The 24061-nt window shown below is 62.4% G+C and carries 21 protein-coding genes; 8 read left to right on the top strand and 13 right to left on the bottom strand.

Translation table 11 applies throughout. The annotated features are described in order from the left end of the window. Positions 1-54 precede the first annotated feature (54 nt). From pqqA to pedF, 8 genes are all read right to left on the bottom strand, one after another. Entirely contained in the window at positions 55-126 is a 72-nt protein-coding gene (gene pqqA / locus BLU76_RS06640; protein WP_003253598.1) for a pyrroloquinoline quinone precursor peptide PqqA, read from the bottom strand. Between the two features lie 275 nt (positions 127-401). Then, positions 402-1922: an acetaldehyde dehydrogenase ExaC gene (locus BLU76_RS06635; protein ID WP_063321443.1), complete on the bottom strand. Its 1521-nt coding sequence runs from the start codon at positions 1920-1922 to the stop codon at positions 402-404. Between the two features lie 304 nt (positions 1923-2226). Continuing rightward, positions 2227-4002: a PQQ-dependent methanol/ethanol family dehydrogenase gene (locus tag BLU76_RS06630; RefSeq protein ID WP_092222106.1), complete on the bottom strand. Its 1776-nt coding sequence runs from the start codon at positions 4000-4002 to the stop codon at positions 2227-2229. A 407-nt stretch (positions 4003-4409) separates the two neighbouring features. Next, positions 4410-5510, bottom strand: a complete 1101-nt coding sequence (locus tag BLU76_RS06625; RefSeq protein WP_092222104.1) for an RHS repeat-associated core domain-containing protein — start codon at positions 5508-5510, stop codon at positions 4410-4412. A 385-nt stretch (positions 5511-5895) separates the two neighbouring features. Further along, the gene (locus BLU76_RS06620; RefSeq protein ID WP_092222102.1) at positions 5896-6825 is read right to left on the bottom strand and encodes a quinoprotein relay system zinc metallohydrolase 1; all 930 of its coding nucleotides are present in this window, start codon (positions 6823-6825) and stop codon (positions 5896-5898) included. A gap of 16 nt (positions 6826-6841) precedes the next feature. Further along, positions 6842-7600 carry a quinoprotein dehydrogenase-associated SoxYZ-like carrier gene (locus BLU76_RS06615; RefSeq protein WP_092222100.1) on the bottom strand — a complete coding sequence of 253 codons (759 nt, stop codon included), beginning with the start codon at positions 7598-7600 and terminating at the stop codon, positions 6842-6844. A 10-nt stretch (positions 7601-7610) separates the two neighbouring features. Then, positions 7611-8486 carry a substrate-binding periplasmic protein gene (locus BLU76_RS06610; RefSeq protein ID WP_092222098.1) on the bottom strand — a complete coding sequence of 292 codons (876 nt, stop codon included), beginning with the start codon at positions 8484-8486 and terminating at the stop codon, positions 7611-7613. 5 nt (positions 8487-8491) lie between these two features. After that, on the bottom strand, positions 8492-8953 hold the full coding sequence (gene pedF, locus BLU76_RS06605; protein ID WP_092222096.1) for a cytochrome c-550 PedF: 462 nt from the start codon (positions 8951-8953) through the stop codon (positions 8492-8494). A gap of 254 nt (positions 8954-9207) precedes the next feature. Between pedF and exaA the strand changes: the two genes are divergently transcribed. Together exaA and BLU76_RS06595 are read left to right on the top strand one after the other, a co-directional pair. Next, positions 9208-11064: a quinoprotein ethanol dehydrogenase gene (gene exaA / locus BLU76_RS06600; RefSeq protein ID WP_092222094.1), complete on the top strand. Its 1857-nt coding sequence runs from the start codon at positions 9208-9210 to the stop codon at positions 11062-11064. A 143-nt stretch (positions 11065-11207) separates the two neighbouring features. Beyond that, positions 11208-11852, top strand: coding sequence for a pentapeptide repeat-containing protein (locus tag BLU76_RS06595; protein ID WP_092141418.1), 645 nt, complete (start codon positions 11208-11210; stop codon positions 11850-11852). Between the two features lie 165 nt (positions 11853-12017). Here the strand turns inward: BLU76_RS06595 and BLU76_RS06590 are convergent, their stop codons facing one another. Together BLU76_RS06590 and BLU76_RS06585 are read right to left on the bottom strand one after the other, a co-directional pair. Beyond that, on the bottom strand, positions 12018-12656 hold the full coding sequence (locus BLU76_RS06590) for a response regulator (protein ID WP_092222092.1): 639 nt from the start codon (positions 12654-12656) through the stop codon (positions 12018-12020). After that, entirely contained in the window at positions 12656-13909 is a 1254-nt protein-coding gene (locus BLU76_RS06585; protein WP_092222090.1) for a HAMP domain-containing sensor histidine kinase, read from the bottom strand. Before BLU76_RS06585 ends, BLU76_RS06590 begins: the two co-directional genes overlap by 1 nt. Positions 13910-14192: 283 nt before the next feature. Here BLU76_RS06585 and BLU76_RS06580 point away from each other — a divergent pair, with 283 nt between their 5' ends. From BLU76_RS06580 to BLU76_RS06555, 6 genes are all read left to right on the top strand, one after another. Further along, on the top strand, positions 14193-15359 hold the full coding sequence (locus tag BLU76_RS06580; protein WP_092222088.1) for an ABC transporter substrate-binding protein: 1167 nt from the start codon (positions 14193-14195) through the stop codon (positions 15357-15359). A 27-nt stretch (positions 15360-15386) separates the two neighbouring features. After that, positions 15387-16376, top strand: coding sequence for a YVTN family beta-propeller repeat protein (locus tag BLU76_RS06575; RefSeq protein WP_092222086.1), 990 nt, complete (start codon positions 15387-15389; stop codon positions 16374-16376). After that, positions 16373-17104: an ABC transporter ATP-binding protein gene (locus BLU76_RS06570; RefSeq protein WP_092222084.1), complete on the top strand. Its 732-nt coding sequence runs from the start codon at positions 16373-16375 to the stop codon at positions 17102-17104. Before BLU76_RS06575 ends, BLU76_RS06570 begins: the two co-directional genes overlap by 4 nt. Then, the gene (locus BLU76_RS06565) at positions 17101-17892 is read left to right on the top strand and encodes an ABC transporter permease (RefSeq protein ID WP_063321456.1); all 792 of its coding nucleotides are present in this window, start codon (positions 17101-17103) and stop codon (positions 17890-17892) included. The genes BLU76_RS06570 and BLU76_RS06565 overlap by 4 nt, the downstream gene beginning before the upstream one ends. 147 nt (positions 17893-18039) lie before the next feature. Next, positions 18040-18573, top strand: a complete 534-nt coding sequence (locus BLU76_RS06560; RefSeq protein ID WP_092141435.1) for a PQQ-dependent catabolism-associated CXXCW motif protein — start codon at positions 18040-18042, stop codon at positions 18571-18573. A gap of 59 nt (positions 18574-18632) precedes the next feature. Then, a complete protein-coding gene (locus tag BLU76_RS06555; RefSeq protein WP_053122521.1) occupies positions 18633-19298 on the top strand; it encodes a response regulator transcription factor in 666 nt (221 codons plus the stop codon). A 159-nt stretch (positions 19299-19457) separates the two neighbouring features. Here the strand turns inward: BLU76_RS06555 and nahK are convergent, their stop codons facing one another. The 3 genes from nahK to BLU76_RS06540 form a co-directional block, all read right to left on the bottom strand. Next, positions 19458-22097 (bottom strand): hybrid sensor histidine kinase/response regulator NahK/ErcS', encoded by a 2640-nt coding sequence (gene nahK / locus BLU76_RS06550; protein WP_092141438.1) that lies wholly within the window; start codon positions 22095-22097, stop codon positions 19458-19460. Beyond that, on the bottom strand, positions 22027-23190 hold the full coding sequence (gene nosP / locus BLU76_RS06545) for a nitric oxide-sensing protein NosP (RefSeq protein ID WP_063321459.1): 1164 nt from the start codon (positions 23188-23190) through the stop codon (positions 22027-22029). Before nosP ends, nahK begins: the two co-directional genes overlap by 71 nt. A gap of 332 nt (positions 23191-23522) precedes the next feature. Continuing rightward, the gene (locus BLU76_RS06540) at positions 23523-24050 is read right to left on the bottom strand and encodes a nitrous oxide reductase accessory protein NosL (protein WP_092222082.1); all 528 of its coding nucleotides are present in this window, start codon (positions 24048-24050) and stop codon (positions 23523-23525) included. Positions 24051-24061 lie beyond the last annotated feature (11 nt).

Below are 24061 nucleotides of genomic sequence, written 5' to 3'. Positions count from 1 at the left end.
TTGCAATCAGACCAATGGGTAGCCCGGCCTGAACGCGTCAGGCCGGGCTGGCACTCATCGGTTGGCGAAGTACATCGTCACTTCAAAGCCAATACGCAGGTCGGTAAACGCGGGTTTAGTCCACATGGGTCTTTCCTCTTCTTGTACCGGGCGATTCCGGCAAGTCATTAATGCATACCCCGCCCAAGGCTCGAATGCTACTTTCGAAGCGGTGGAGGGAGTGCGTTGGTACTACTGCAGAGCGGGCACCTGTGGCGAGGGAGCTTGCTCCCGCTCGGGCGCGAAGCGCCCCTTCTTCAAGGCACTGCATTTGAGTGCTTGATGATTACTTTTGGGGCCGCTGCGCGGCCCAGCGGGAGCAAGCTCCCTCGCCACAGTGTTCACTCACTCGATGTCGGGGATTAGAAGAACCCCAACGGATTGATGTCGTAGCTCACCAGCAGGTTCTTGGTCTGCTGATAGTGATCGAGCATCATCTTGTGGGTTTCACGGCCGACACCGGACTTCTTGTAGCCACCGAACGCGGCGTGCGCCGGGTACAGGTGGTAGCAGTTGGTCCAGACGCGACCGGCCTTGATCGCCCGGCCCATGCGGTAGGCGCGGTTGATGTCGCGGGTCCAGAGACCGGCACCGAGGCCGAACTCGGTGTCGTTGGCGATCGCCAGGGCTTCGGCTTCGTCCTTGAAGGTGGTCACGCCCACTACCGGACCGAAGATCTCTTCCTGGAACACACGCATTTTGTTGTGGCCCTTGAGCAGGGTCGGCTGGATGTAATAGCCGCTCGACAAATCCCCCTCGAGTCGCTCGGCAGCACCGCCAGTAAGCAGCTCGGCGCCCTCTTGCTGGGCAATTTCAAGGTACGACAGGATCTTGTCGAATTGCTGCTCGGACGCCTGGGCGCCAACCATGGTCTCGGTGTCCAGCGGGTTGCCACGCTTGATCTTGGCGATCTTTTTCATCACCTCGGCCATGAACGGCGCGTAGATCGACTCTTGCACCAGGGCCCGGGATGGGCAGGTGCAGACTTCGCCCTGGTTGAAGAACGCCAGCACCAGGCCTTCGGCGGCTTTCTCGATGAAGGCCGGCTCGGCCTGCATGATGTCTTCGAAGAAGATGTTCGGCGATTTGCCGCCCAGTTCCACGGTGGACGGGATGATGTTCTCGGCGGCGCATTTCATGATGTGCGAGCCGATCGGGGTGGAACCGGTGAAGGCGATCTTGGCGATGCGCTTGCTGGTGGCCAGGGCTTCGCCGGCCTCGCGACCGAAACCATGGACGATGTTCAGCACGCCGGGCGGCAGCAGGTCGGCGACCAGCTCGATGAAGACCATGATCGATAGCGGCGTCTGTTCAGCCGGCTTGAGCACGATGCAGTTACCGGCAGCCAGGGCCGGGGCGAGTTTCCAGGCGGCCATCAGCAGCGGGAAGTTCCACGGGATGATCTGTCCGACCACGCCCAGCGGCTCGTGGAAATGATAGGCCGTGGTCAGTTCGTTGATCTCGGCCGCCCCACCCTCTTGGGCGCGGATGCAGCCGGCGAAATAACGGAAATGGTCGGCCGCCAGCGGCACGTCGGCATTGAGAGTTTCGCGTACGGCCTTGCCGTTGTCCCAGGTCTCGCTGACAGCGAGGATTTCCAGGTTCTGCTCGATACGATCGGCGATTTTCAACAGCACCAGGGAACGGTCCTGCACCGAGGTCTTGCCCCAGGCATCGGCCGCGGCATGGGCGGCATCCAGGGCCTTGTCGATGTCGGCGGCGCTGGAACGCGGGAATTCGGCAATGACTTCGCCATTGACCGGAGACGTGTTCGTGAAGTATTCGCCGTTGACCGGCGCGACAAATTCGCCGCCGATGAAGTTGCCATAGCGCGGCTTGAAGGAAACGACGGCGCCTGGAGTTCCGGGTTGTGCGTAGATCATGATGGGCCTCTGCCTGGTCGATGCCTGTCGCGGGACAGGCGATAGACCGATGGTAGAGAGCCCCGCGCGGCGGACGAATGCGTCGTTGGCAGGGGGACTCTCGTTATTTGGTCGTAGATTCAGAGCAAGGCATCCGCGAACGTGAACCCATCGCAGATACCTTTGTGGCGAGGGAGCTTGCTCCCGCTGGAGTGCGAAGCGCTCCCCTTACCTCGGTTCATGGCCGAAAAACTGGCCCGCCGGGTTGGCGACTGCTTCGTAGCCGAGCGGGAGCAAGCTCCCTCGCCACGGTTCAGTGCGGATATCAGCGTTTGGCCACCAACGCTTTCGGCAACTTGAAGGTCCAGAGCATCCCGCCCTGGTTGAAGTCCTTCACGCGCTTGGCCACCTCGCCCCCCCACAGCGGCACCGCGCCGCCCCAGCCGGAGACCACGGAGACGTATTGCTCGCCGTCCATTTCCCAGGTGATGGGCGAACCGAGCACGCCGGAGCCGGTCTGGAATTCCCAGACCTTTTCCCCGGTCTTGGCATTGAACGCCTGCAGGAACCCTTCAGGCGTGCCGGTGAACACCAGGTTGCCCTTGGTGGTCAAAACCCCGCCCCACAGCGGCGCGAAGTTCTTGTGGCGCCAGACTTCCTTGCCAGTCTTGGGGTCGATGGCCCGCAGCACGCCGATATAATCCTCGTTCAGCGGCTTGATGGTGAAACCGGCGCCGAGGAACGCCGCGCCTTTCTTGTAGGCGATGCCTTCGTTCCAGATGTCCATGCCCCATTCGTTGGACGGCACGTAGAACAACCCGGTGTCCTGGTTGTAGGCCATCGGCATCCAGTTTTTCGCGCCGAGGAAGGCCGGTGCGACGAACACCGAACTGCCCTTGGCTTCGCTGCCCGGAGCGCCCGGACGGCTGGCCTCGTTGTAGATCGGCCGCCCGTCCTTGTCCAGGCCAGTGGCCCAGGTGATCTTGTCGACAAACGGGAAGCCGCGGATGAACTTGCCGTTGGTGCGATCGAGCACGTAGAAGAAGCCGTTACGGTCGGCGGTCGCTGCTGCCTTGATGTCCTTGCCGCCTTCCTTGTAGTTGAACGAGATCAGCTCGTTGACACCGTCATAATCCCAGCCGTCGTGAGGCGTGCTCTGGAAGTGCCATTTGATCGTGCCGTCGTCCGGGTTCAGGGCCAGGCGCGACGACGAATAGAGGTTGTCGCCAGGACGCAGGTGGGAGTTCCACGGCGCCGGGTTACCGGTACCGAACAGCAGCAGGTTGGTTTCCGGGTCGTAGTAGCCGCCCAGCCAAGGTGCGGCACCGCCGGTTTTCCAGAGATCGCCCGGCCAGGTCTTGCCCGCCTCGCCGCCGGAAATGCCATTCTCGATGGCTTTGCCGTCCTTGTAGACGTAGCCCATGTGGCCTTCCACGGTGGGGCGGGTCCACAGCAATTCGCCGTTCTTCGGGTCATAGGCACTGATCTGGCCCACCACACCGAACTCGCCACCGGCCACGCCGGTGATCAGCTTGCCGTTGACGATCAACGGCGCGGCGCTGATGGAGTAGCCTTCCTTGTGGTCGGCAACCTTCTTGCTCCACACCACCTTGCCGGTGTCCTTGTTCAAGGCCACCAACTTGGCGTCGAGGGTGCCGAAGAACACCAGGTCGCCGTACAGCGCCACGCCACGGTTGATCACGTCGCAGCAAGGGCGGATGTCATCGGGCAGGCGCGCATCGTATTGCCACAGTTTCTTGCCGGTGCGCGCATCCACCGCGAACACCCGTGAATAAGAACCGGTGAGGTACATCACCCCGTCCTTGATCATCGGCTGGGCTTGCTGGCCGCGCTGCTTTTCGCCACCGAAGGAAAACGCCCAGACCGGCCGCAGGTCCTTGACGTTGTCGGTGTTGAGGGTGTCGAGCGGGCTATAGCGCTGGCCCTGGACGCCCAGGCCGTTGGTCACGATCTGCTCGGGGTTCTTCGGGTCCTGGAGAATTTCCTGATCGGTCACGGCTGCAAGGACCGAACCGGACAGCAGCATGGCACTGAGCAGCAGGCTCACGGCGAACGGTTGGCGACGTGCGGGTTGACTCATGACGGCTACCTCTGCGGTTATTGTTATACCCGGGAAATTTTCCCGGTCTGTCGCAGATTCTTGGCCCCAGGGCCGCTGGCAACAATTGCCCGCAGTGTTGAGTTTTCTAGTTCCTTGGTACATGCCAAAGGCGGCTTGGTCGGCCAACGCAACGCCCCCGTGGTGAGGGAATGAGCAACTGCTCCCTCTTATTTGAGCACCCTGACGTTTGTGCGGCGGTCTCGTCGGTAAAAAACCACAACTTCTTGGGCATCTGTCCAATGCAGTCTGCTTAAGGTCTTTCTATCCACCGCGCAAGTACTTTGCGTGAGCTCGGTTACGTTCATACACCAATATAGCAAACTCTTGAAATGTGGCTGATTGCAGTCTAGCGCGATACGGATTCAACTATTTCCGGGGCGATGCCCTCAAGGAAAATAAGTCAAGTATTTATCGCGAATTCGGTTTTGCTCTGCAACCAAACCAGACTCAGACCTAGCTTTCAGTGCATACAATCGCAACCTAAGTTTATATGCATCAACTATTTCCTCGTCGAACTTGAGACTGTTGTCTTCTAGGGCGTCTGCAAGATACTCGTTTTTATCCGCTACCTTCTTCTCCAAATAATCGAAGATACCACGATGCTTAGTTTGTTCGATGGCCGCTTGGCGCTGCATCGGCTCTAAATGAGGTTCTAAGATTTTGCCTGCCAGTGAAGAAAACGGATGGTTTTCAGGGCGCACCGCCTTATAAGCAAGGTTATCCAGTCGGATTCCGGATTGTGGCGTGGTGTTTTTTTCGATGCCGCCCCCCGCGTTCAATACCTTCTTATCTGCTTGGAAGAGCTGCCTCTGAGCATCACGTTTAATCACCTCAATCGCTTCTTCTAAAGCTTGAATTCTTTTTAACGCACGTTTTCCTTCAAAGCTGGTGACCCCTTTCTTTGTCCAAAGACCTTCACCCACCTGCTTTGTTTTCAGGCCTACCCATGCCAGTGGAGAGTTCCCTGTAGGATCGCATCTATTAATCGGGTCACCCAAGCAGTATGTATATCCATTTAGCCCACCTTCCCCAAACGGACTAAAACTGTCTGGACTGTTAAATCGCATCAACACCGGGCTGAACGCCCGACGCCCATTACCCAATAAATAATGCCCGGTCACCGGGTCCGCTCGTTCGCCGTTGAACCCCAGCAAACTGGCTACACCGCGTTCAATGGGGCGATGGCCGTAAGGTGAATAGGCGATGGGTTGTCGCTGGCTGTTTTCACTGAGCGTGTGCAACACCGACCGCTGGCAATCGGTTATCAGCAGCGCAGTGTCAAACTTAACGCCATGACACTGTTGCGCGAGTAGCTGGTCGTTGTATTGGAATATTGAATTTTTTATCGTGCCTCGAATCTCTGTGACCAGGCGCTTTTTGCAGTAGAAACGCTGAGATTCAGGCCCATTCAGCAACGTACAGCCGATCAAACGGTCGAGCGGGTCGTAATGGTATCGACAGAGCAACGATTCGTGTTGGGTAGGCATAGGATGACACCTAGTAAGTTTTGACGTGCAACTGAAGGGTAGTGGGTAACTGCATCAGGCGACTACTAACAGAACTGTTAGGTTAGCGAATTGGAACACCGCGCTTTTGGATGCTTCAGGCAGCTGCGCAGCCCTGCGGGAGCAAGCCTTCATGAAAAAAATCACAACCTGCTGATTTTTAAAAAACTCTGCTAAACACAGTTCGGCAATGTGGCCTCAGTTAGGCGAGCACCTCCCTTTGTGGCGAGGGGATTTATCCCCGCTGGGCTGCGCAGCAGCCCCATGAGCCAGTTCAGTAACCCGATAGTCAGCAGAAGATAGAGGGCCGCTTCGCGCCCCAGCGGGGATAAATCCCCTCGCCACAGAGGATTTGCTCAGCCAACGGTCATTGGGCATCCACCCGCTTCATCCCCGCCCGCTCATAACGTGGATAGAGATGGCTGACACTGCGAATCAGCTCATAACGACTCAGGCTGATCCCGGCAAAGCGCTCGGGAATGGGGCTGCGGATCATCTCGGCCATGTCGTCGCCGCGAGCCGCGCCTTTGCGCATCAGTTGGTCGAGCCAGCCCAGGTAATCGCGCATCTGCGCAAAGGGTTGGGCGCCGGTCGCCACTGGGCCGTGGCCGGGCACGATCTGTTTCCAGGGCAAGGCCTGCAAGGTGTCGAGGTCCTGGAGCCAGACCTCCAGCCCCGGGCTGTTGGGGGTGGTCAGGGCGCGTTCGTAGAACACCAGGTCGCCGGCGAACAGCACGCCCGTGGTTTCGTCGAGGATCGCCAGGTCGGCCCCGGTGTGCCCGGCCAGTTGCAGCAGCCGCAACGCGTGATTGCCCACCTTGAGCACACCGGGCGTCAACGCTTGGGTGGGCAGCACCACCTCGGTGCCGCGCATCCAGTCGCCCACCAGCCGGTACATGTTCTCCGCCATGGCGTCGCCCTGCTGGCGCAGCAGGTCCGTGGTCCCGGCCAAGGCGCCGATGGGGACGTCGCTGAAGGCCTGGTTGCCCAGTACGTGATCGGGATGATGATGGGTCAGCAGGACCTGGATCACCGGCTTATCCGTCGTTGCCGCAATGACCTGGCGCAGGGCTTCGCCGTAGCGCTTCGACGGCCCGGTGTCGATCACCACCACGCCGGCATCGGTGACGATGAACGCGGTGTTGACGATGTTGCCGCCGTTGGCCTTGGCAAAATTCTCGGTGCTGCCTTCCAGCAGCCAGGTGCCTTCGGCGATCTGCCGGGGCTTGAGCGCGTAGTCCGTCCCGGCCCACGTCGGCCAGCACAGGCTCAGGAACATCAGCAACAACCAGCGCATGGCGCGCTCCTTGTGGTCAGGGGATCGCCGCCTCGAACGTATTGCCGCTGTTGTCGCGCAGCAGCAGGCGGGTCTGGCCCGGGCCTCGGATGTCGAAGCCCAGGTTGGGGTTTTCACTGACCGCCGGGAACAGCTCCAGGCGCGCCAGCACCTGGCCGTCGGCGTCCAGCAGTTGCGCCTGGTTGAGGAAAAACTCCGGGATGCCGCTCACCAGGCCGTTATCCATCGGATGAGCGACCTGCAAGCGCAGGCGGCTCGAATCGCCCCGGGGATAGCGGGCGCCTAGCACCTCGCCCAAGTGTTCCTCCCAACCTGGCTGGGTGCGCACCACGCTGGGCGCGGTGCAGCCGCCACCGGCCGCGTCGATCAGGGTCGAGCCGACGTGCCACAGGCCATCGCGGGTCTGCACGGCAGCACGCAGCGGCGTGGCTTGTTCGATACGAATACGGATCGACAACCAGGGCAGCACACGCGCCCCTGGTTGGAAGTCGACGATTTTCGGCAACGGGTTCAGTTCGGCCCAGGCCAGCACCCGTACGACGTCGCCAGTGAAGGCCCGGGCATCGATTTCCAGTGGCACCTGGCGTGCGTCTTCGGCAAAGGGTGGGGCCAGCAGGCGCACCCGGTCATCGAACACGAACGGCGCGTCCCCCAGCAATTGCTTGTGATAAAAGGCCCACATCACCGACGGCACCGGGTCCTTCCCCGGTTCGACCGCCGCCAGCGCAATCGTCGGCAGGCCGCACCACAGCAGGCACCACATGGCCCATTTCATCCCTGCGCTCCTATTGATACATCTCCGGCACTTCGTAACGCAGGCCGTAATGGGCATAAAGAGTCTTGACGCTGCCGTCGCGGATCAAGCCTTCCAGCGCCTCTTCCACCGCATAGGCCAACTGACGGTTGCTTTCATGCACCGCCATGCCGATTTCCCAACGTTGCTTGCCCATGCTCGGGTAGGCGTTTTCCGCCAGCGCCAGTTGCGGATCAGCCGCCTCGTGCACTTGCCAATCGACCTCACCGCGCATGGCCATGACGGCGTCCACCTCCCCGGCCTGCATGGCCTTGAAGGCCTGGCTGACACCGGGGTAATGGCGGGTCTTGGCACTGAGCATGCCGTTGAACACCGAGGTCAGGTAGAACGACGGCACACTGTCGACTTCCACCCCGATGGGGTGTTGCTGGAACACTGCGACACTGCCCACCGAATCCAGTCGGCGGCGGTCATATGCCACCTGCCAACATTCCTGCTGATAAGGTCCGAACATCACCACTTGGGCATTTTCCAGCTCACCGATGTCGTTGCGCTTCTGCACGTAGTCGTGGTCGTACGGCACACGCATCATCAGGTCGGCCAGTTGTCGGTCGTGCAGCGGGCTGCTGCGCCAGATGTAATCGCGCAAATCGTCATCAAGCTTCTCGCCCGGTGGTGCCCACATCAATTGCAGACGCACGCCAAGCGCCTTGGCCAGGGCCTGGGCCAGTTCCACGTCCACGCCCCTGGGTTGCCCGTGATCCTCAAAACTGTAGGGCGCGAAGTCCTTGTAGACCGCGACCTTCAACTCACCGGAGGCGATCATCTGGTCGTAGCTGCGCACCTGCGCCTGCGCCGCCTGGCCACACAGCAGCAGGCTGCACATCACCCACGCGAACAGGCGCATGGCGATCACTCCTCGACGTGTACGCTGTCGAGATAGGTGCGCACCGCCCACAAGGCTTCCTGGCTCAGGTAGTCGGCCATTTTCGGCATGTAGACCCGGCCGTCGCGCACCGCGCCGTGACGTACGCGCTCGACGAACCATTCATCCCCGGCTTCGGCGGCGTCCAGCATCCGCAGGTCCGGGGCGATGCCGCCCGACTTGGCCTCCAGGCCATGGCACGCGGCGCAGTTCTGGTTGTAGGCCGAAGCGCCGATTTCTATGGCTTTGTCACGCTCGGGGGAACTGCGATAGGGGTTCTGGGCGGCCCAACCATCACCGTCCAGCGGCAGGTTGGTGTCCTTGATCGGGGTCAATCCCTTGGTTTCCACTGCCTGGGGCACTACGTTGCCATGGGCCCATGCGGAGCCTGCGCCGGTCAGCCCTATCAGCAGTGCGGTAGCGATGATGGCGTTGCGTTTTGTTGTCATTGTTATGCCCTCTGGATTGCACGCAAGACCTCTGTGAAGAAGCCGTGCCGTCATCTTAGGAACCGCCCTGCCCCAGCCGAATGCTGCTTTGGTGGCCGGGATCTAGTTCCTTGGTAGCAGGCCATCCGACGCAGGTCGTAAAGACAGGCGGTTTGGGAAGTCTTCCCGGCAAGGGCGGGACTTTTTCCGTATCGGTCGGGTCGTGGCACCACTCACCCTAGTCAGGCCAAAACCTTTCACTGGGAACTGCCACCATGAGAATAAAAACGCTACCCGCCCTCTCCTCCCTGACGGTCGCCTTGCTGCTGGCCGGCAGTCTGTCAACGAGTCCGTTGGCGCGCGCTGCCGTCACCTGGGAAGACATCGCCAACGACCACCTGACCACCCAGGACGTGCTGCAATACGGCATGGGCACCAACGCCCAGCGCTGGAGCCCGTTGGCCCAGGTCAACGACAAGAACGTGTTCAAGCTGACCCCGGCCTGGTCCTACTCATTCGGCGACGAGAAGCAGCGCGGCCAGGAATCACAGGCCATCGTCAGCGACGGCGTGGTGTACGTCACCGGCTCGTACTCGCGGGTATTCGCCCTCGACGCCAAGACCGGCAAGCGCCTGTGGACCTACAACCACCGGCTGCCGGACAACATTCGCCCGTGCTGCGACGTGGTCAACCGTGGCGCGGCCATCTACGGCGACAAGATCTACTTCGGCACCTTGGACGCGCGAGTCGTCGCCCTGGATAAGAACACCGGCAAAGTGGTGTGGAACAAGAAGTTCGGCGACCACGCCGGCGGCTACACCATGACCGGGGCGCCGGTGCTGATCAAGGACAAGACCAGTGGCAAGGTCCTGCTGATCCATGGCAGTTCCGGCGATGAGTTCGGCGTGGTCGGCCAGTTGTTCGCTCGCGACCCCGATACCGGCGAAGAAGTCTGGATGCGCCCGTTCGTCGAAGGCCACGTGGGCCGCCTCAACGGCAAGGACAGCACCCCGACGGGCGATGTCAAGGCGCCCTCCTGGCCCGACGACAAGACCACTGAAACCGGCAAGGTCGAAGCCTGGAGCCACGGCGGCGGCGCACCTTGGCAGAGCGCCAGTTTCGACGCCGAGACCAACACCATCATCGTCGGCGCGGGCAACCCTGGCCCGTGGAACACCTGGGCGCGCACGGCCAAGGATGGCAACCCTCACGATTACGACAGCCTCTACACCTCCGGCCAGGTGGGTGTCGACCCAAGCACTGGCGAAGTGAAGTGGTTCTACCAACACACGCCCAACGACGCCTGGGACTTCTCCGGCAACAACGAGCTGGTGCTGTTCGACTACAAGGACAAGGACGGCAAGGTGGTCAAAGCCACCGCACACGCCGACCGCAACGGTTTCTTCTACGTGGTGGACCGCAACAACGGCAAGCTGCAGAACGCCTTCCCGTTCGTCGACAACATCACTTGGGCCAGCCACATCGACCTCAAGACCGGCCGCCCGGTGGAAAACCCCGGCCAGCGTCCGGCCAAGCCATTGCCGGGTGAAACCAAGGGCAAGCCGGTGGAAGTCTCGCCGCCCTTCCTCGGCGGCAAGAACTGGAATCCCATGGCCTACAGCCAGGACACCGGCTTGTTCTACGTCCCCGGCAACCAGTGGAAAGAGGAATACTGGACCGAGGAAGTGAACTACAAGAAGGGCTCGGCCTACCTCGGCATGGGTTTTCGCATCAAGCGCATGTACGACGATCACGTTGGCAGCCTGCGGGCGATGAACCCCACCACCGGCAAGGTAGTCTGGGAGCACAAGGAACCGCTGCCACTGTGGGCCGGCGTACTGGCGACCAAGGGCAACCTGGTGTTCACCGGCACCGGCGACGGCTTCTTCAAGGCCTTTGATGCGAAAACCGGCAAGGAGCTTTGGAAGTTCCAGACCGGCAGCGGCATCGTTTCCCCACCCATCACGTGGGAGCAGGACGGCGAGCAATTCATCGGCGTGACCGTCGGCTACGGTGGTGCCGTACCGTTGTGGGGCGGCGACATGGCCGAACTGACCAAGCCGGTGGCCCAGGGTGGGTCGTTCTGGGTATTCAAGATTCCGAGCTGGGATAAGGCGACGGCGCAGAAATAGCCCAATCCCACCTGAATCCTAATCGATACAACAATCCCCTGTGGGAGCGAGCCTGCTCGCGATAGCGGTGGTTCAGCTGGCATTCATGTTGACTGACATGGCGCTATCGCGAGCAAGCTCCCACAATTGCCCGAGCTCATGCCATGAGATGCTTGTCATTGCTGCTTTTGTTCGTTGGCGCCTTTGCCAACGCCGACGAGACCGACACCCCGCTCACCCTCAACGGCTGCCTCATCGCCGAATCCAGCCAATGCCCCGGCGCCAACCTGCGCGGTGCAAAACTGGCGAACCAGGACCTGCGCAAAATGAACCTCAGCGGTGCCGACCTGCGCGACGCCGACCTGCGGCACGCACGGCTGGACCTGGCCAACCTCGAGAAAGCCCAACTGCAGGGCGCCAACCTAACCCGTGCCAGCCTGCAACAAAGCAACCTGCGCCTGGCGGACTTCAGCGGCGCCACGCTCAAGGCGATCCAGGGTTGGGGTCTGTTCGCCCAAGGCACGCAGTTCCAACGCGCCGACCTGACCGCCGCCTACCTTCAGTTCGCCCGCTTGTCCGGCGCGCACCTGCAGGGTGCCAACCTGCAGGCCGCTGACCTGGAAATGGCCTGGCTGAGCAAGGCCGACCTCAAGGGCGCCGACCTGCGCGACGCCAACCTGCAGGAAGCCAAGCTCGGCGAAAGCAACCTGGAACAGGCCAACCTGAGCGGTTCTCGCCAGCACTACGGGAATTTCCAGGATGCGAATATGGAGGGCTGTACCGGTTGCCCGACTTCCTGGGATCAGTAAGGATTGCCACAACCCCCTGTGGCGAGGGAGCTTGCTCCCGCTGGGCTGCGCAGCAGCCCCCCTCCGCCGGCCAACTCAGTCAATCCGTCCTACCGAGGTGCCTGGTTTCAGGGCCGCTTCGCGCCCCAGCGGGAGCAAGCTCCCTCGCCACAATGAACCTGGGATTTATCCCGCCACCCGCACCACCCCCATATCGATCCCCAAGTGCACTAGCTCGGCATGGGAGCTGACCTGCAACTTGCTCTTGAGCAGCGTCAGGTGGTTGGACACGGTCTTGGCGCTGATGCACAGCTGTTCGGCGATGGTGCGGGCGGGGGTGCCCTTGGCGAGCATGACAAAGATCTCCAACTCCCGTTGAGTCATGCATTGCAGCCGCGGGTCGACATCCTGGCGCGAACGGGTGCAGGCCAGTTGCGTGGCCAGGGATTGCTCGATGTAGACATGCCCGGCCAGCACTCGCCGCACCGCGTCGACCAGCACCTGGGGTGCCGAATTCTTGGTCAGGTAGCCCGCGGCGCCAGCGTCCAATGCCTGGCGCACCAAGGGCAATTCATCGTGCATGCTGAAAAACAGCACCCGCAGTTGCGGCAGGCGATGGCGTAGCCGGCGGGTGGTTTCCAAGCCACTGATACCGGGCAGGCCGAAGTCCATGATCACCAGATGCGGCACCTGCTCCTGCACCTGGCTCAACGCCTCCTCACCGGTCGCCGCTTCGCGGACCTGCAGGTCCGGCATCAACACCCGCAAAAGGCTGGCATAGCCCTGCCGAACCACCGCATGGTCGTCCACCAACAGAATGTTCATCACGCCTCCAGGGGGATATTCAAGGCCAGCGCCCAACCGGCGCCAGCCTGGCTGAGGATGCGCAGCTCACCGCCCAGGCTGCGCGCCCGCTCGGACATCGAGTGCAAGCCGACACCGGCGCGCGATGGTTGCGTCGCTCCACAACCGTTGTCGCGCACCAGCAACCGCAGGCGCCCGGCGCGGTGTTGCAGGCGTATCCGCACCTGCGTGGCGCCGGCATGCCGGGCAACGTTGGTCAACGCTTCCTGCAACAAACGATACAAGTGGGTCTTGTCCGGACCGGACAAGGACGGCAGTGTTTTGTCGATCCACACCTGACAGGTGATGCCCTGGCTGGCCTGCCATTGCCCGGCCAATAGCCTGATGGCCTCGCACAATGGCAGGTACTGCAACACCACTGGGTACAAGTCATGCACCAGTGCCCGGAAACCCGATTGCAAATGCTCGCAATGCTCTTCGAGCTGGCTGACGGTCTGCTCCAGCGCCAGCGGCTGATCCATCAACAGCCGCAGCAGGCAGGCGCGAGCACGAATGCCGGCCACGTATTGGCCCAAGTCGTCGTGCAGGGTCTGGGCCAGCTGGGTACGCTCCTGTTCCTGCACGGCCAGCAAGGCCTGGGTAAGCCGGGCGTTATCGGCCTGGGCCTCGGCCAGCGCAGCGGTCATGCGATTGAAATGCCCCGCCAGATGCTGCGCCTCCGGGACACCCTCAGTGCCCAGGCGCACCTGCAGGTTCCCGGCTGAGACCTGACGCAACGCATGCAGCAGCTCATCGAGCAAGCGCATGCCCCGGCGTACCCCCCAACGAATCACCAACAGGCTGAGCGACAGCGCCAGGGCACAGACGTACAACAGTTGCACCAAGGAATCGAGAATCTCGTCGATTTCATCGCGAGGGTCGACGGCAATCCAGGCCCGCCGACCGTCCGGCAAATCCACCACCTGAGCCGCAGGTCCGTCATCCAGTAACCGGCGGCCGAGCCAGGCCTTCATTCCGGATTCATTCGCCGGGAACAGCTCCCCAGGGGCCAGCCAACGGACCCGCACATGCCGCAGGCTGCCGGTCAACTGCGGCTGGAGACTGGCCGGATCGCGCTCGGCGGTTTCGCGCAGGTAACGCACCACCGACTCGGCCGATTGCAGCTCTCGTTTCACATCGGCCGTGGCCTGGTGCAGCAGCAGGACGGCACAGGCCAGGGTGACCAGGGCGAAGAAGGCGGAAACCCAGAGGTTGATGCGCCAGAGGGCTGACATGGCTAGCGCTCCAGCCCTGAATTGGCACCCACAGGGGGGCTTGGGAGTTTCCAGGTTTTGGGACGATCAACCCCGATCAAACTCAGGATCAGCAGAAACGGCAACAGCAGCGCTTTGAGAATCCGCATGGTCTGCCCCCTCCTGGTCAATGACGATGCCTGCATGCTAAAACCCCGACCTCCAAGGTGAGTTACTACCTTGGTACTGCACCGGCGGTACTTTCTGCATATTTCCCCATGCCCCTGGGCTTTCTATGCTGGCGCTACCTGCAATGGAGGATGTCATGCGCCGGCTCGTCAGTTACGCCCTGGTTTCTCTGCTGGCAGCGGCAACTGCTCACGCGGGCGATGCCACGCCGCTGCAAGTGCGCATCGGCTACCTGGGTTACCGTCCCGATCCGGGCCCGTTGCTATCCAACGTCATTCCCGAACCGGCCGATGCCGGGTTGCGCGGCGCTGAGTTGGCGATCGTCGACAGCAACAGCACCGGGCGTTTTCTCAAGCACGACTACCGCCTGGAAAGCGCCAGCGTCGACACTCCCGAAGCGCTGCTCCAGGCCGCCCGGACCCAACATGACCAGGGCCTGCGGCTGTTCGTGGTCAACGCACCGGCCGCCAGCCTGCGCCAACTCAGCGCCGCCCTGCCCGACAGCCTGCTGTTCAACGCCGGTAGCCCCGACGACAGCCTGCGCACCACCGACTGCCTGGGCAACGTGCTACACAGCCTGCCCGACCGCGCCATGCTCGCCGATGCCCTGGTGCAGTTCAGCGTCGTGCGTAAATGGCAGCGGGCCTTGCTGATCGTCGGCCAGACGCCCGAGGACCGGGCCTATGCCGACGCATTGCGCCGGGCCATGAAACGCTTCGGCATGAAAATCGTCGCCGAAAAGGCCTGGCAGTTCGACAACGACCAGCGCCGCAGCGCCCAGGCCGACATGCCGCTGTTCACCCAGACCGCCGAGTATGACGTGGTGCTGGTGGCCGATGAGCGCGGCGACTTCGGTGAATACCTGCCCTACCAGACCTGGTACCCACGCCCGGTGGCCGGCACCCAAGGGCTGACGCCCACCGGTTGGCACAAGACCGTGGAAACCTACGGCGCGGCGCAACTGCAAAAACGCTTTGAAGCCCTGGCCGGACGCTGGATGAACGACCGCGACTTTGCTGCCTGGATCGCCGTGCGCAGCATCGCCAGCGCCGTGAGCAAGTTGCGTCAGGACGACCCGCTCGCCATTCGCCAGCTGGCCCTCAGCGACCAGTTGCCCCTGGACGGCTTCAAGGGTCGCAAGCTCAGCTACCGGCCCTGGAACGGCCAGTTGCGCCAACCAATTGCGTTGGTCCAGCCACGGGCACTGGTCAGCACCTCGCCCCAGGACGGTTTTCTCCACCCTTCCAATGAAATGGACAGCCTGGGTTATGACCGGCCCGAAGTAAGCTGCCGTTACCCCTGATCGATAACAACAATAAGGAAAACCGCCATGCGCCGCCCGCTGTTCAAACCGGCCCTGCTCTGCCAAGTCCTTGCCCTGGGTGCTGTTCTGCTGGCTGCCGGCCCCGCCGCCGCCAGCATCGCCTGGGTCTCGAACGAGAAGGACAACAGCCTGAGCCTGATCGACATGCAGAGCCTGGAAGTCATCGAGACCCTACCGGTTGGCCAGCGCCCCCGGGGCCTGCTGCTGTCCCACGACAATCGCCTGCTGTACATCTGCGCCAGCGACTCGGACCGGGTCCAGGTGATGGATGTCGCCACCCGCAAGATCATCAAGGAACTGCCTTCCGGCAAGGACCCGGAGCAGTTCGCCCTGCACCCCAACGACCGCTGGCTGTACGTCTCCAACGAAGACGATGCCCTGGTCACGGTGATCGACACCCAGACTTCCGAAGTGCTGGGCCAGATCGGCGTGGGTGTCGAACCCGAGGGCATGGCCGTCAGCCCTGACGGCAAGTGGGCGGTCAACACCAGTGAAACCACCAACATGCTGCACTGGATCGACACCAGCACCCAGACCCTGGCCGACAACACCCTGGTGGACCAGCGGCCACGTTTCGTCGAGTTCAATCACGACGGTACGCAGCTCTGGGCCTCGGCGGAGATCGGCGGCACGTTGACCGTACTCGACGTCGCCACGCGCCAGGTGCTCAAGACCCTGACGTTCCAGATCAAGGGCGTGCACCCGGACAAGGTCCAACCAGTGGGCATCAAGCTCAGCGCCGACGGCAAGCTGGCGTTCGTCGCCCTGGGCCCGGCCAACCATGTGGCGGTGATCGACGCCAAGACCTTCGAAGTGCTGGATTACCTGCTGGTGGGCCGACGGGTCTGGCAACTGGCGTTCACCCCGGACCAGAAGCAGCTGCTGGCGACCAACGGCGTCAGCGGCGATGTCTCGGTGATCGATGTAGAGAGCCGCAAGGTCCTGAAGTCGGTGAAAGTCGGGCGCTACCCTTGGGGCGTGGTGGTCACGCCATGAACGCCCTGGAGGTCAGCGACCTGAGCTTTGCCTATGGCGCGCGCGAAGCTCTCAAGCAGATGAACTTCAGCCTGCCCGCAGGCCGTTTCGCCGCGCTGCTGGGTCCCAACGGTGCCGGCAAGTCGACGCTGATCGCCCTGCTCACACGCCTGTACGACCTGCAACGTGGCGAGATCCACATCGGCGGTCATTCCCTGCAGAAATCACCAAGACCGGCCCTGCGCCAGTTGGGTGTGGTGTTCCAACAGAGCACGCTGGACCTGGACCTGAGCATTGAACAGAATCTGCGCTATCACCTGGCGCTGCACGGTTTTTCGCGGCGCCAGGGCAGCGCCCGCATCGACGCCGAACTGACCCGCCAGCACCTGACGGAGCGCCGCCACGAGCGGGTACGCGACCTCAACGGTGGCCATCGACGCCGGGTGGAGATCGCCCGCGCCCTGCTCCACGAACCGCACCTGCTGCTGCTCGACGAACCCAGCGTCGGCCTCGATCCGGCCAGCCGCCTCGCCCTGGGTCTGCACATCCGGCAACTGTGCAGCGAACAAGGCATCAGCGTGCTCTGGACCACTCACTTGCTCGACGAAGTGCAGCCCAGCGACGACCTGTTGATCGTGCACCAGGGCCGTCTGGTCGCCAGCGGACAGGCCGACGCGGTGAGCCTGGAACATGGGGGCACCCTCGGTTCGGCCTTCACCCGCTTGACCACCACGGGAGTCGGGCCATGAATGCGTACTGGCAATGTTTCAGCGGCATCGTGACGCGCGAATGGTTGCGCTTCGTGCTGCAACGCACACGGCTGCTCAGTGCCCTGGTACGGCCCCTGCTGTGGCTGCTGGTATTCGCCGCCGGTTTTCGCGCAGCACTGGGCATCGCCATCATCGCGCCCTACGACACCTACATCCCCTACGAGGTGTATATCGTGCCTGGGCTGGCCTGCATGATCCTGTTGTTCAACGGCATGCAGGGCTCGCTGTCGATGGTCTACGACCGGGAGATGGGCAGCATGCGCGTGTTGCTCACCAGCCCCTTGCCCCGGGCTTTCCTGCTGGCGAGCAAGTTGTTGGCGACCTCGCTGATCTCGCTGTTGCAGGTCTATGCCTTTCTCGCTATCGCCTGGCTGTACGGCATCCAGCCACCGACCATGGGCCTGCTGCTGGCCCTGCCGGCCCTGTTGCTGGTGGCCCTGATGCTCAGCGCCCTGGGCTTGTTGCTGTCCAATGCCATCCGGCAACTGGAAAACTTCGCCGGGGTGATGAATTTCGTGATCTTCCCGATGTTCTTCCTGTCTTCGGCGCTGTACCCGCTGTGGAAAATGCAGGAAGCCAGCCCTTGGCTGTACTGGCTTTGCTCGGTCAGCCCGTTCACCCACGGCGTGGAGTTGGTGCGTTTTGCGCTGTACGAGCAGTTCAACCTGCTGGCGATGGCGGTGTGCGTGGGGTTGACCCTGGTGTTCGCGCTGTTGGCGGTGTGGACGTTCAATCCGCAGCATGCGGCGTTGCGCAAGGCCAATTGAATTGCCCCATACCCATATCCCACGGGGGTTCTGTGCAGGGCTCATGGCCAAAATTACTACTTTAGTACTGGTTTTCCTGTCTATGGTCGCATTCACAAGACCTCGACCCTGGCATGTAATGGGCGCATAACAAAAAGGATAAATCCTATGCCCCGTTTGCTGGCGATCCTCCTGCTGGGCCTGGCGCTGAATGTCGCGCAGGCCGATACCGCGCTGTTTTCGGCGCAGGGTTATCGCATCGCCCAATACCGCAGCCCGACGCCCGCCACTGTCGACGGCGCCCAGACCCTCGATACCCAGGCCCTGCAACAGCTGCTTGAGCAAGCCTCGCCCCCGGTGCTGATCGACGTTTATCGCCGGCCGTGGGTCCAAGGGCGTTTCATCGACAACGAACCCCACGCCAACCTCCCGGGCAGCCTGTGGCTGGCCAATACCGGTGACGGCGACCTCGACCCGACCTGGCAGGACTACTTCAGCCATCACCTGCGCACGGCCACCGGCGGGCGGTTGGATTCACCGTTGGTCTTTTATTGCCGCGCCGATTGCTGGCTGAGCTGGAACGCGGTAAAACGCGCCACTGCCATGGGCTATAACCATGTGTACTGGTATCGCGATGGCCTCGATGCCTGGGAGGCGGCCAACCTGCCCCTGCAAGCGGCCCGGCCCGAACCTTTTCCCTGATCTTGCAAGAAGTGCGTGCAACTGCCCTGCCCCACACGACAATAACGAGGTGAATGGCCATGTATAAAATCCTGATAGCCGACGATCACCCACTGTTTCGCGAAGCCATCCACAACGTCATCAGCGACGGTTTTCCTGGCAGCGAGGTCATGGAGACCGCCGACCTGGACAGCGCCTTGGCCTTGACTGCCGAGCACGACGACCTGGACCTGATCCTGCTGGACCTGAACATGCCCGGCATGCACGGGCTCAATGGCCTGATCAACCTGCGCAACGAGGCACCGACCATTCCCGTGGTGATTGTCTCCGCCGAGCAGGACAAACAGGTGGTGCTGCAGGCCATCACCTATGGTGCGGTGGGCTTCATCACCAAATCCTCGCCACGCTCGCAGATGACCGACGCCATCGAGCAGATCCTCAACGGCAACGTGTACCTGCCGCCCGACATCATTCGCACGCAAAAAAGCCCGATGGGCCGCCGCCTGAACGAAACCCCGGCATTCCCGCCGGAACTGCTCCAGGCCTTGACCCGCAAGCAACTGCTGGTGCTCGAACGCATGACCAAGGGCGAGTCGAACAAACAGATCGCCTACACCCTGGACATCGCTGAAACCACGGTCAAGGCCCACGTCTCGGCGATCCTGCGCAAACTCAACGTGCACAACCGGGTGCAGGCGATCCTCAGTGCCGGGGATATTGATTTCGGGGCTTATTTGCGGCGCTGAACAGGCGCCATGAATCCCTGTGGCGAGGGAGCTTGCTCCCGCTGGGGCGCGCAGCGGCCCTGAAAAGTCTGCAACAACACCGATAATCAGGGTGGCGCGCGAAGGGGGCTGCTTCGCAGCCCAGCGGGAGCAAGCTCCCTCGCCACAACAGTGTTCGGCTCAAGATCGGGAGGGATCCAACAGATGACTCATCGCAATCTTGAGCTTCATCGGCCGCACCGGCTTGTGCATCAGGGTGTGCCCGCGTTCGCGGATCTGCTGCTTGAGTTCGTTGCTGTAGTTGGCGGTGATCATCATGGCCGGGATCGGTGAGGCCCGGCGGGCGTTGATCCTGGCCACCGCATCGACGCCATTCTGATCGTTGTCCAGATGATAATCGGCGATCAACAAGTCGGCCTCGGCATGGTAGTTGTCCACTTGGCGGGCCAGGTCCTGTTCCGACAACGCGGTCACTACCTGGCAACCCCAGCCCTCCAGCAACGTACGCATGCCGGCGCAGATCGCTGCATCGTTATCCAGCACCCAGACCCGTGCCCCGCGCAGGCGTTCGAGCATCGGCTCGCTCATGTCCAGGCACGGCAGCGGCTTGGGCGCGGTGGCGCTCAGCGGCACGTCGATGGAGAACATCGAGCCCTTGCCCGGCCAAGAGCGCACCTGGATCCGGTGCCCGAGGATCCCGGCGATTTTTTCGACAATCGCCAGGCCCAGGCCCAACCCACGGTCCTGGTTCGGGCGTTGCACGTCGCCACGCTTGAACTCCTGGAATATTTCCTCGAGGCGGTTCTCGGCAATACCGATGCCGCTGTCCCAGACCTGGATCGACACGCGTTGGCGGTGTCGCCGGCAACCCAGCACCACCCGCCCGCTGGGAGTGTAACGAATGGCGTTGCTCAGCAGGTTGCGCAAGATCCGCGCGAGCAATTGCATGTCGCTGCGCACCAGCACCGAACAACCGACAAAGTGCAGCTCCAGCCCTTCGCTGCGGGCGATCTGGGCGTATTCGGCGGCCAGGTTGTCGAGCAACTCACTGAGGCCGAACGGCGCGACGTCGGCCTTGATCACCCCGGCGTCCAGCTTGGAGATGTCCACCAGGGTGCCCAGCAGGTTCTCCACGTCCTGTAGCGAATTGCTGACGTTACGCACCAGTTGCGCGTTGGCGACCGGCTCGCGGCGCTCAAGCAAGGCACTGGTGAACAACCGGGCAGCGTTGAGCGGTTGCAGCAGGTCATGGCTGACCGCTGCGAGAAACTTGGTCTTCGACAGGTTGGCCTGCTCGGCCTCGCGCTTGGCCTCCCGCAGGCGCAATTCCACCCGGCTGCGCTCGTCGATCTCGCGCAGCAACTGGTCATTGAGCGTAGTCAGTTCGGCGGTCCGTTCCTGGACCCGCTGTTCCAGGTTCTGGTAGGCCTGGTGCAGCGCTTCGGCGGTGCGCCGGCGTTCGGTGATGTCGCGGATCAGCACGAAAATCCCCACCACTTCACCGTTGGCCAGGCGGTTGGGTACATAGGAGCGCAGCATGTAGCGCTCCTGGTTGTTGATGTTGGTTTCGGCGAATTCAAACGTCACGCTCTCGCCCGCCAACGCCCGGGCCACGTAGGCTTCCAGGCGCTGGTAATGCTGCTCGCTGTGGGCCTCGCGCAGGCTCTGGCCGAGCATCACGCCACGGGGCCAGCAATACCATTGCTCGTAGACCTTGTTGGTGAACTCGTAGACCAGGTCGGCGTTGAGGTAGGCGATCAGCGCCGGCACATGGTCGGTGATCAGGCGGATCCAGCGCTCGCTTTCGCTCAGGGCTTCGGCGTGCTGGTAGCGTTCGGTGATGTCGGTGAAGGTGTTGACGTAGCCGCCAGTGGGCAAGGGATGCGTTCGGATCTCCAGGACCCGGCCATCGGACAGGCGCTGCTCGGATTCGTGGATCAGCCGGCCGTTGCTGTCGCGACTGGCCGGGGTCAGCAGTTGCAACTCACTGTCGGCAATCACTTCGTTGAACGGCCGGTGGGCCGCTACCGGAGCCAAGCCGCTGAGTTCCAGGAAGCGCCGGTTCCAAAGCTCTAGCACGCCTTGGGCATTGACCATCGCCACGCCCTGGGACAGATTGTCCACCGCCCGCTGCAACAGGTGGGATTTCTGCGCGATGGCCTGCTCGCGACGCACGGTTTCGCTGAGCTTGACGTCAGTGATGTCGGTAAACAGGATCACCCGCCCGCCCTCCTGGGTCGGCCGCTCGCTGACTTGCAACCAACGTCCGTTCTGCAAGCGATACAGCACATGCTCGTCGGCCTGGCCCCGGGGCTCTTCGCTGAACAGCCCGTTGGCGGTCATCAAGCGCTTGACCTCGGAAAGGCGCATGCCGGCGATGATGCGCACCCGGCTGTTGGCCCAGAAGGCCTTGAAGCGGCTGTTGAACAGGACAATACGTTGCTGCTCGTCGAACAGCACAAACGCATCGGAGATGCTTTCGATGGCGTCGATCAGATGCCGGTGGGCGGTTTCCGCCCGCAGCCGCGCCTCGCCCAGCAAGTGATTGCCGGCCTTGAGTTCGGCCATGGCCTGGTTCAATGCATCGGTGCGCTCGCGCACCTGCTCGGCCAGCACCACCGAGTGCTGGAACGCCGCGTACGGGTCGTTGCCCCGAGTTACGCCGGACTCCACCCGTTCGATCAGCGCCTCATTGATGCGCCGCAACTTGCGGTTTTCATGCTGCTGGGCAGCGAGCTGGGCCTGCAGCTCAGCGATGGCCGGGGACGCGATGTCGGGCAATGGCAACTCCGGTGAACGTCTGGTTGATGTGCATGCCATTGAACTGTTCTCCATAGGTGTTGAACCCCATCACCCGTTGTTCGCGCAGGAACTGGCCGATCTGCTCCAGGCCGCCGCGATCTTCCAGCTCCAGGCGCCGGAGAAAGCAATCGCAGCCGATGGTCAGCAGCAAGTCGCCGAGGCGTGCCTGCAAACCGTCGAACAAGGTTTGCAGGTTGTGCAGCAAGGGCCCGGGGGTCATGGCGGTGAGGACAATGCCGTTCTCCACCGCACAGTAGAAACTCAGGCTCAAGTCCGGATGCACCTGCTGGATGGCGCGCACGTAGTACTGGTCGTTGATGCGCACCGCCAGTGGATGGGCGGCGAAGACCCGGTAGTCGAGGGCGCTCACCGGCACGCCGATGTGCCGGGCGTATTCTTCGGCGGCGGGTTCGGCGTTGAGCTCGTAGACCCGTCGCGAGGCGCTGTCGGCGCCGGTCACCACCAATTTCTCCTCCCGGGGCAGGATGTGATGGGTGGTGAAGACTTCGAATTCCAGCCAGGTGTTGATCAGCACCACCACGGCCGCGCCACTGTGGAACTGGCCTTCGAAGTACACGTGGGTGTGAGTCAGGTAGTTGTCATCGCCGGCCGACCCGCCGAAATGCGGGATGTCTCCCAGCGCGGCGCTCAAGGCTGCCAGCACCATTTCCTCGCGGCTGGACAGGCCATCGAGCAGGGTCAAGGCGAAGCTGTGGCCCTTGATCGGGGCCAGGGCGTTGCTGCGACAGCCACTCGCCAGACGCTCGACCATTTGCTGGGCGTCGATCAGGCTGAAGTGCTCCATCTCGCCGATCAGTTCGGCGGCGATGGAAAAGTGCCGGTGATCGAAACCCACCGCCGTCACGCAGTTGCGACCATAACCTTGCGCGGTGATTTCACCGGCGCTGGTACAGCCCACCAGGCGAATCCCACCGAAACTCTGGGACAGCGCCTGGCCCAAGGCCGGCAGGTCATATTCGGCGGAACAGAAAAACAGCACGAAGCCCAGGTGCGGGTGCAACAACTGCCGCGCCAACTCCTGGGCCACCTGCTGGACGTCCGTGGCCTGGGACATGGCGCTCACCACACCTTCGCTCTGGGCCTGCTGCATCTTCGCCTCCGACGGGTGCGTGATAGGAGCCCTGAGTGTACGAAGCCGCGTCGAGTCGACGTATGCTACTTGGGTAGCGGGTGGACGCTTCCATGGGATGAGAAGATCGGCGCACACGACGCCGCCGCCAACATCTACACCCCTGATATGGAATACCTTTGTGGCGAGGGAGCTTGCTCCCGCTGGGTTGCGAAGCAGCCCCAAGCAAATTGAATGCAGTCAACCTGACACAGCGCGCTGTCAAGTCTCAGGGCTGCTTCGCAGCCCAGCGGGGCGGTGCGACGTTTCGCTAAATCCCCTCACCACAAAGGCGGTTCGGTGTGCAGGCAATATCAGTGACTCATCGGCGACATGGCGGTCGCCTGCCCCAGCAGTTTCTGGTCGATGTCTTCCAGGCGCAGCACCCGGCCGCCGGTATCGCTGGCGAGTTTTTGTGCCGCCTGGGCGTCGGAGAACGAAGCCAGGACGACGCCCATGGCGCCCTTGAGCCCGCTGCCGATGACGAAGTAGGCGGTCCGGGCGTCGATCAGGTGGGCGTCATCCGGTGTGTCCCAATGGCTGCGGCCCATGTCGTGGACATACAGCTTGACGTCGGCCCGATGGTTTTCCGGCTGCAACCACCAGCCCAGCATCTCCGCCGGCGAGCAGAATTTCTTTACGCCCCCTGCCCCGACCGCCGCGCCCTTGGGCCCGGGAAAGTCAGTGATGACCATGCCGCACACATGGCACTCGTCACCGGGATGGAACGCCAGCGCCGCCTCGCTGGCCGCGGGTGGCTCGGCCTTGCCGCAAGCCGCCAGTGCCAGGCACATCAATACCCCGACCCAAAGGCGACCCGCCTTGAAATACACCCTGTTCATCGTTGCATGCT

The organism is Pseudomonas sp. NFACC08-1 (genome assembly GCF_900106735.1).
GTDB classification, from domain to species: Bacteria; Pseudomonadota; Gammaproteobacteria; order Pseudomonadales; family Pseudomonadaceae; genus Aquipseudomonas; species Aquipseudomonas fluorescens_Q.
This window is presented reverse-complemented; position numbering and strand designations above follow the sequence as displayed.

Bases quoted from the DNA above. Each gene is read 5' to 3' on its own strand.
- BLU76_RS06590 (WP_092222092.1), bottom strand. From the start codon at position 12,656: ATGAACATTCTGTTGGTGGACGACCATGCGGTGGTTCGGCAGGGCTAT.
- nahK (WP_092141438.1), bottom strand. From the start codon at position 22,097: ATGGCATGCACATCAACCAGACGTTCACCGGAGTTGCCATTGCCCGAC.
- BLU76_RS06615 (WP_092222100.1), bottom strand. From the start codon at position 7,600: ATGAAATGGGCCATGTGGTGCCTGCTGTGGTGCGGCCTGCCGACGATT.
- BLU76_RS06620 (WP_092222102.1), bottom strand. From the start codon at position 6,825: ATGCGCTGGTTGTTGCTGATGTTCCTGAGCCTGTGCTGGCCGACGTGG.
- BLU76_RS06565 (WP_063321456.1), top strand. From the start codon at position 17,101: ATGAATGCGTACTGGCAATGTTTCAGCGGCATCGTGACGCGCGAATGG.
- BLU76_RS06585 (WP_092222090.1), bottom strand. From the start codon at position 13,909: ATGTCAGCCCTCTGGCGCATCAACCTCTGGGTTTCCGCCTTCTTCGCC.
- BLU76_RS06630 (WP_092222106.1), bottom strand. From the start codon at position 4,002: ATGAGTCAACCCGCACGTCGCCAACCGTTCGCCGTGAGCCTGCTGCTC.
- BLU76_RS06540 (WP_092222082.1), bottom strand. From the start codon at position 24,050: ATGAACAGGGTGTATTTCAAGGCGGGTCGCCTTTGGGTCGGGGTATTG.
- pedF (WP_092222096.1), bottom strand. From the start codon at position 8,953: ATGACAACAAAACGCAACGCCATCATCGCTACCGCACTGCTGATAGGG.
- BLU76_RS06610 (WP_092222098.1), bottom strand. From the start codon at position 8,486: ATGCGCCTGTTCGCGTGGGTGATGTGCAGCCTGCTGCTGTGTGGCCAG.
- BLU76_RS06570 (WP_092222084.1), top strand. From the start codon at position 16,373: ATGAACGCCCTGGAGGTCAGCGACCTGAGCTTTGCCTATGGCGCGCGC.
- BLU76_RS06625 (WP_092222104.1), bottom strand. From the start codon at position 5,510: ATGCCTACCCAACACGAATCGTTGCTCTGTCGATACCATTACGACCCG.
- BLU76_RS06595 (WP_092141418.1), top strand. From the start codon at position 11,208: ATGAGATGCTTGTCATTGCTGCTTTTGTTCGTTGGCGCCTTTGCCAAC.
- BLU76_RS06555 (WP_053122521.1), top strand. From the start codon at position 18,633: ATGTATAAAATCCTGATAGCCGACGATCACCCACTGTTTCGCGAAGCC.
- BLU76_RS06580 (WP_092222088.1), top strand. From the start codon at position 14,193: ATGCGCCGGCTCGTCAGTTACGCCCTGGTTTCTCTGCTGGCAGCGGCA.
- BLU76_RS06635 (WP_063321443.1), bottom strand. From the start codon at position 1,922: ATGATCTACGCACAACCCGGAACTCCAGGCGCCGTCGTTTCCTTCAAG.
- nosP (WP_063321459.1), bottom strand. From the start codon at position 23,190: ATGCAGCAGGCCCAGAGCGAAGGTGTGGTGAGCGCCATGTCCCAGGCC.
- BLU76_RS06560 (WP_092141435.1), top strand. From the start codon at position 18,040: ATGCCCCGTTTGCTGGCGATCCTCCTGCTGGGCCTGGCGCTGAATGTC.
- exaA (WP_092222094.1), top strand. From the start codon at position 9,208: ATGAGAATAAAAACGCTACCCGCCCTCTCCTCCCTGACGGTCGCCTTG.
- BLU76_RS06575 (WP_092222086.1), top strand. From the start codon at position 15,387: ATGCGCCGCCCGCTGTTCAAACCGGCCCTGCTCTGCCAAGTCCTTGCC.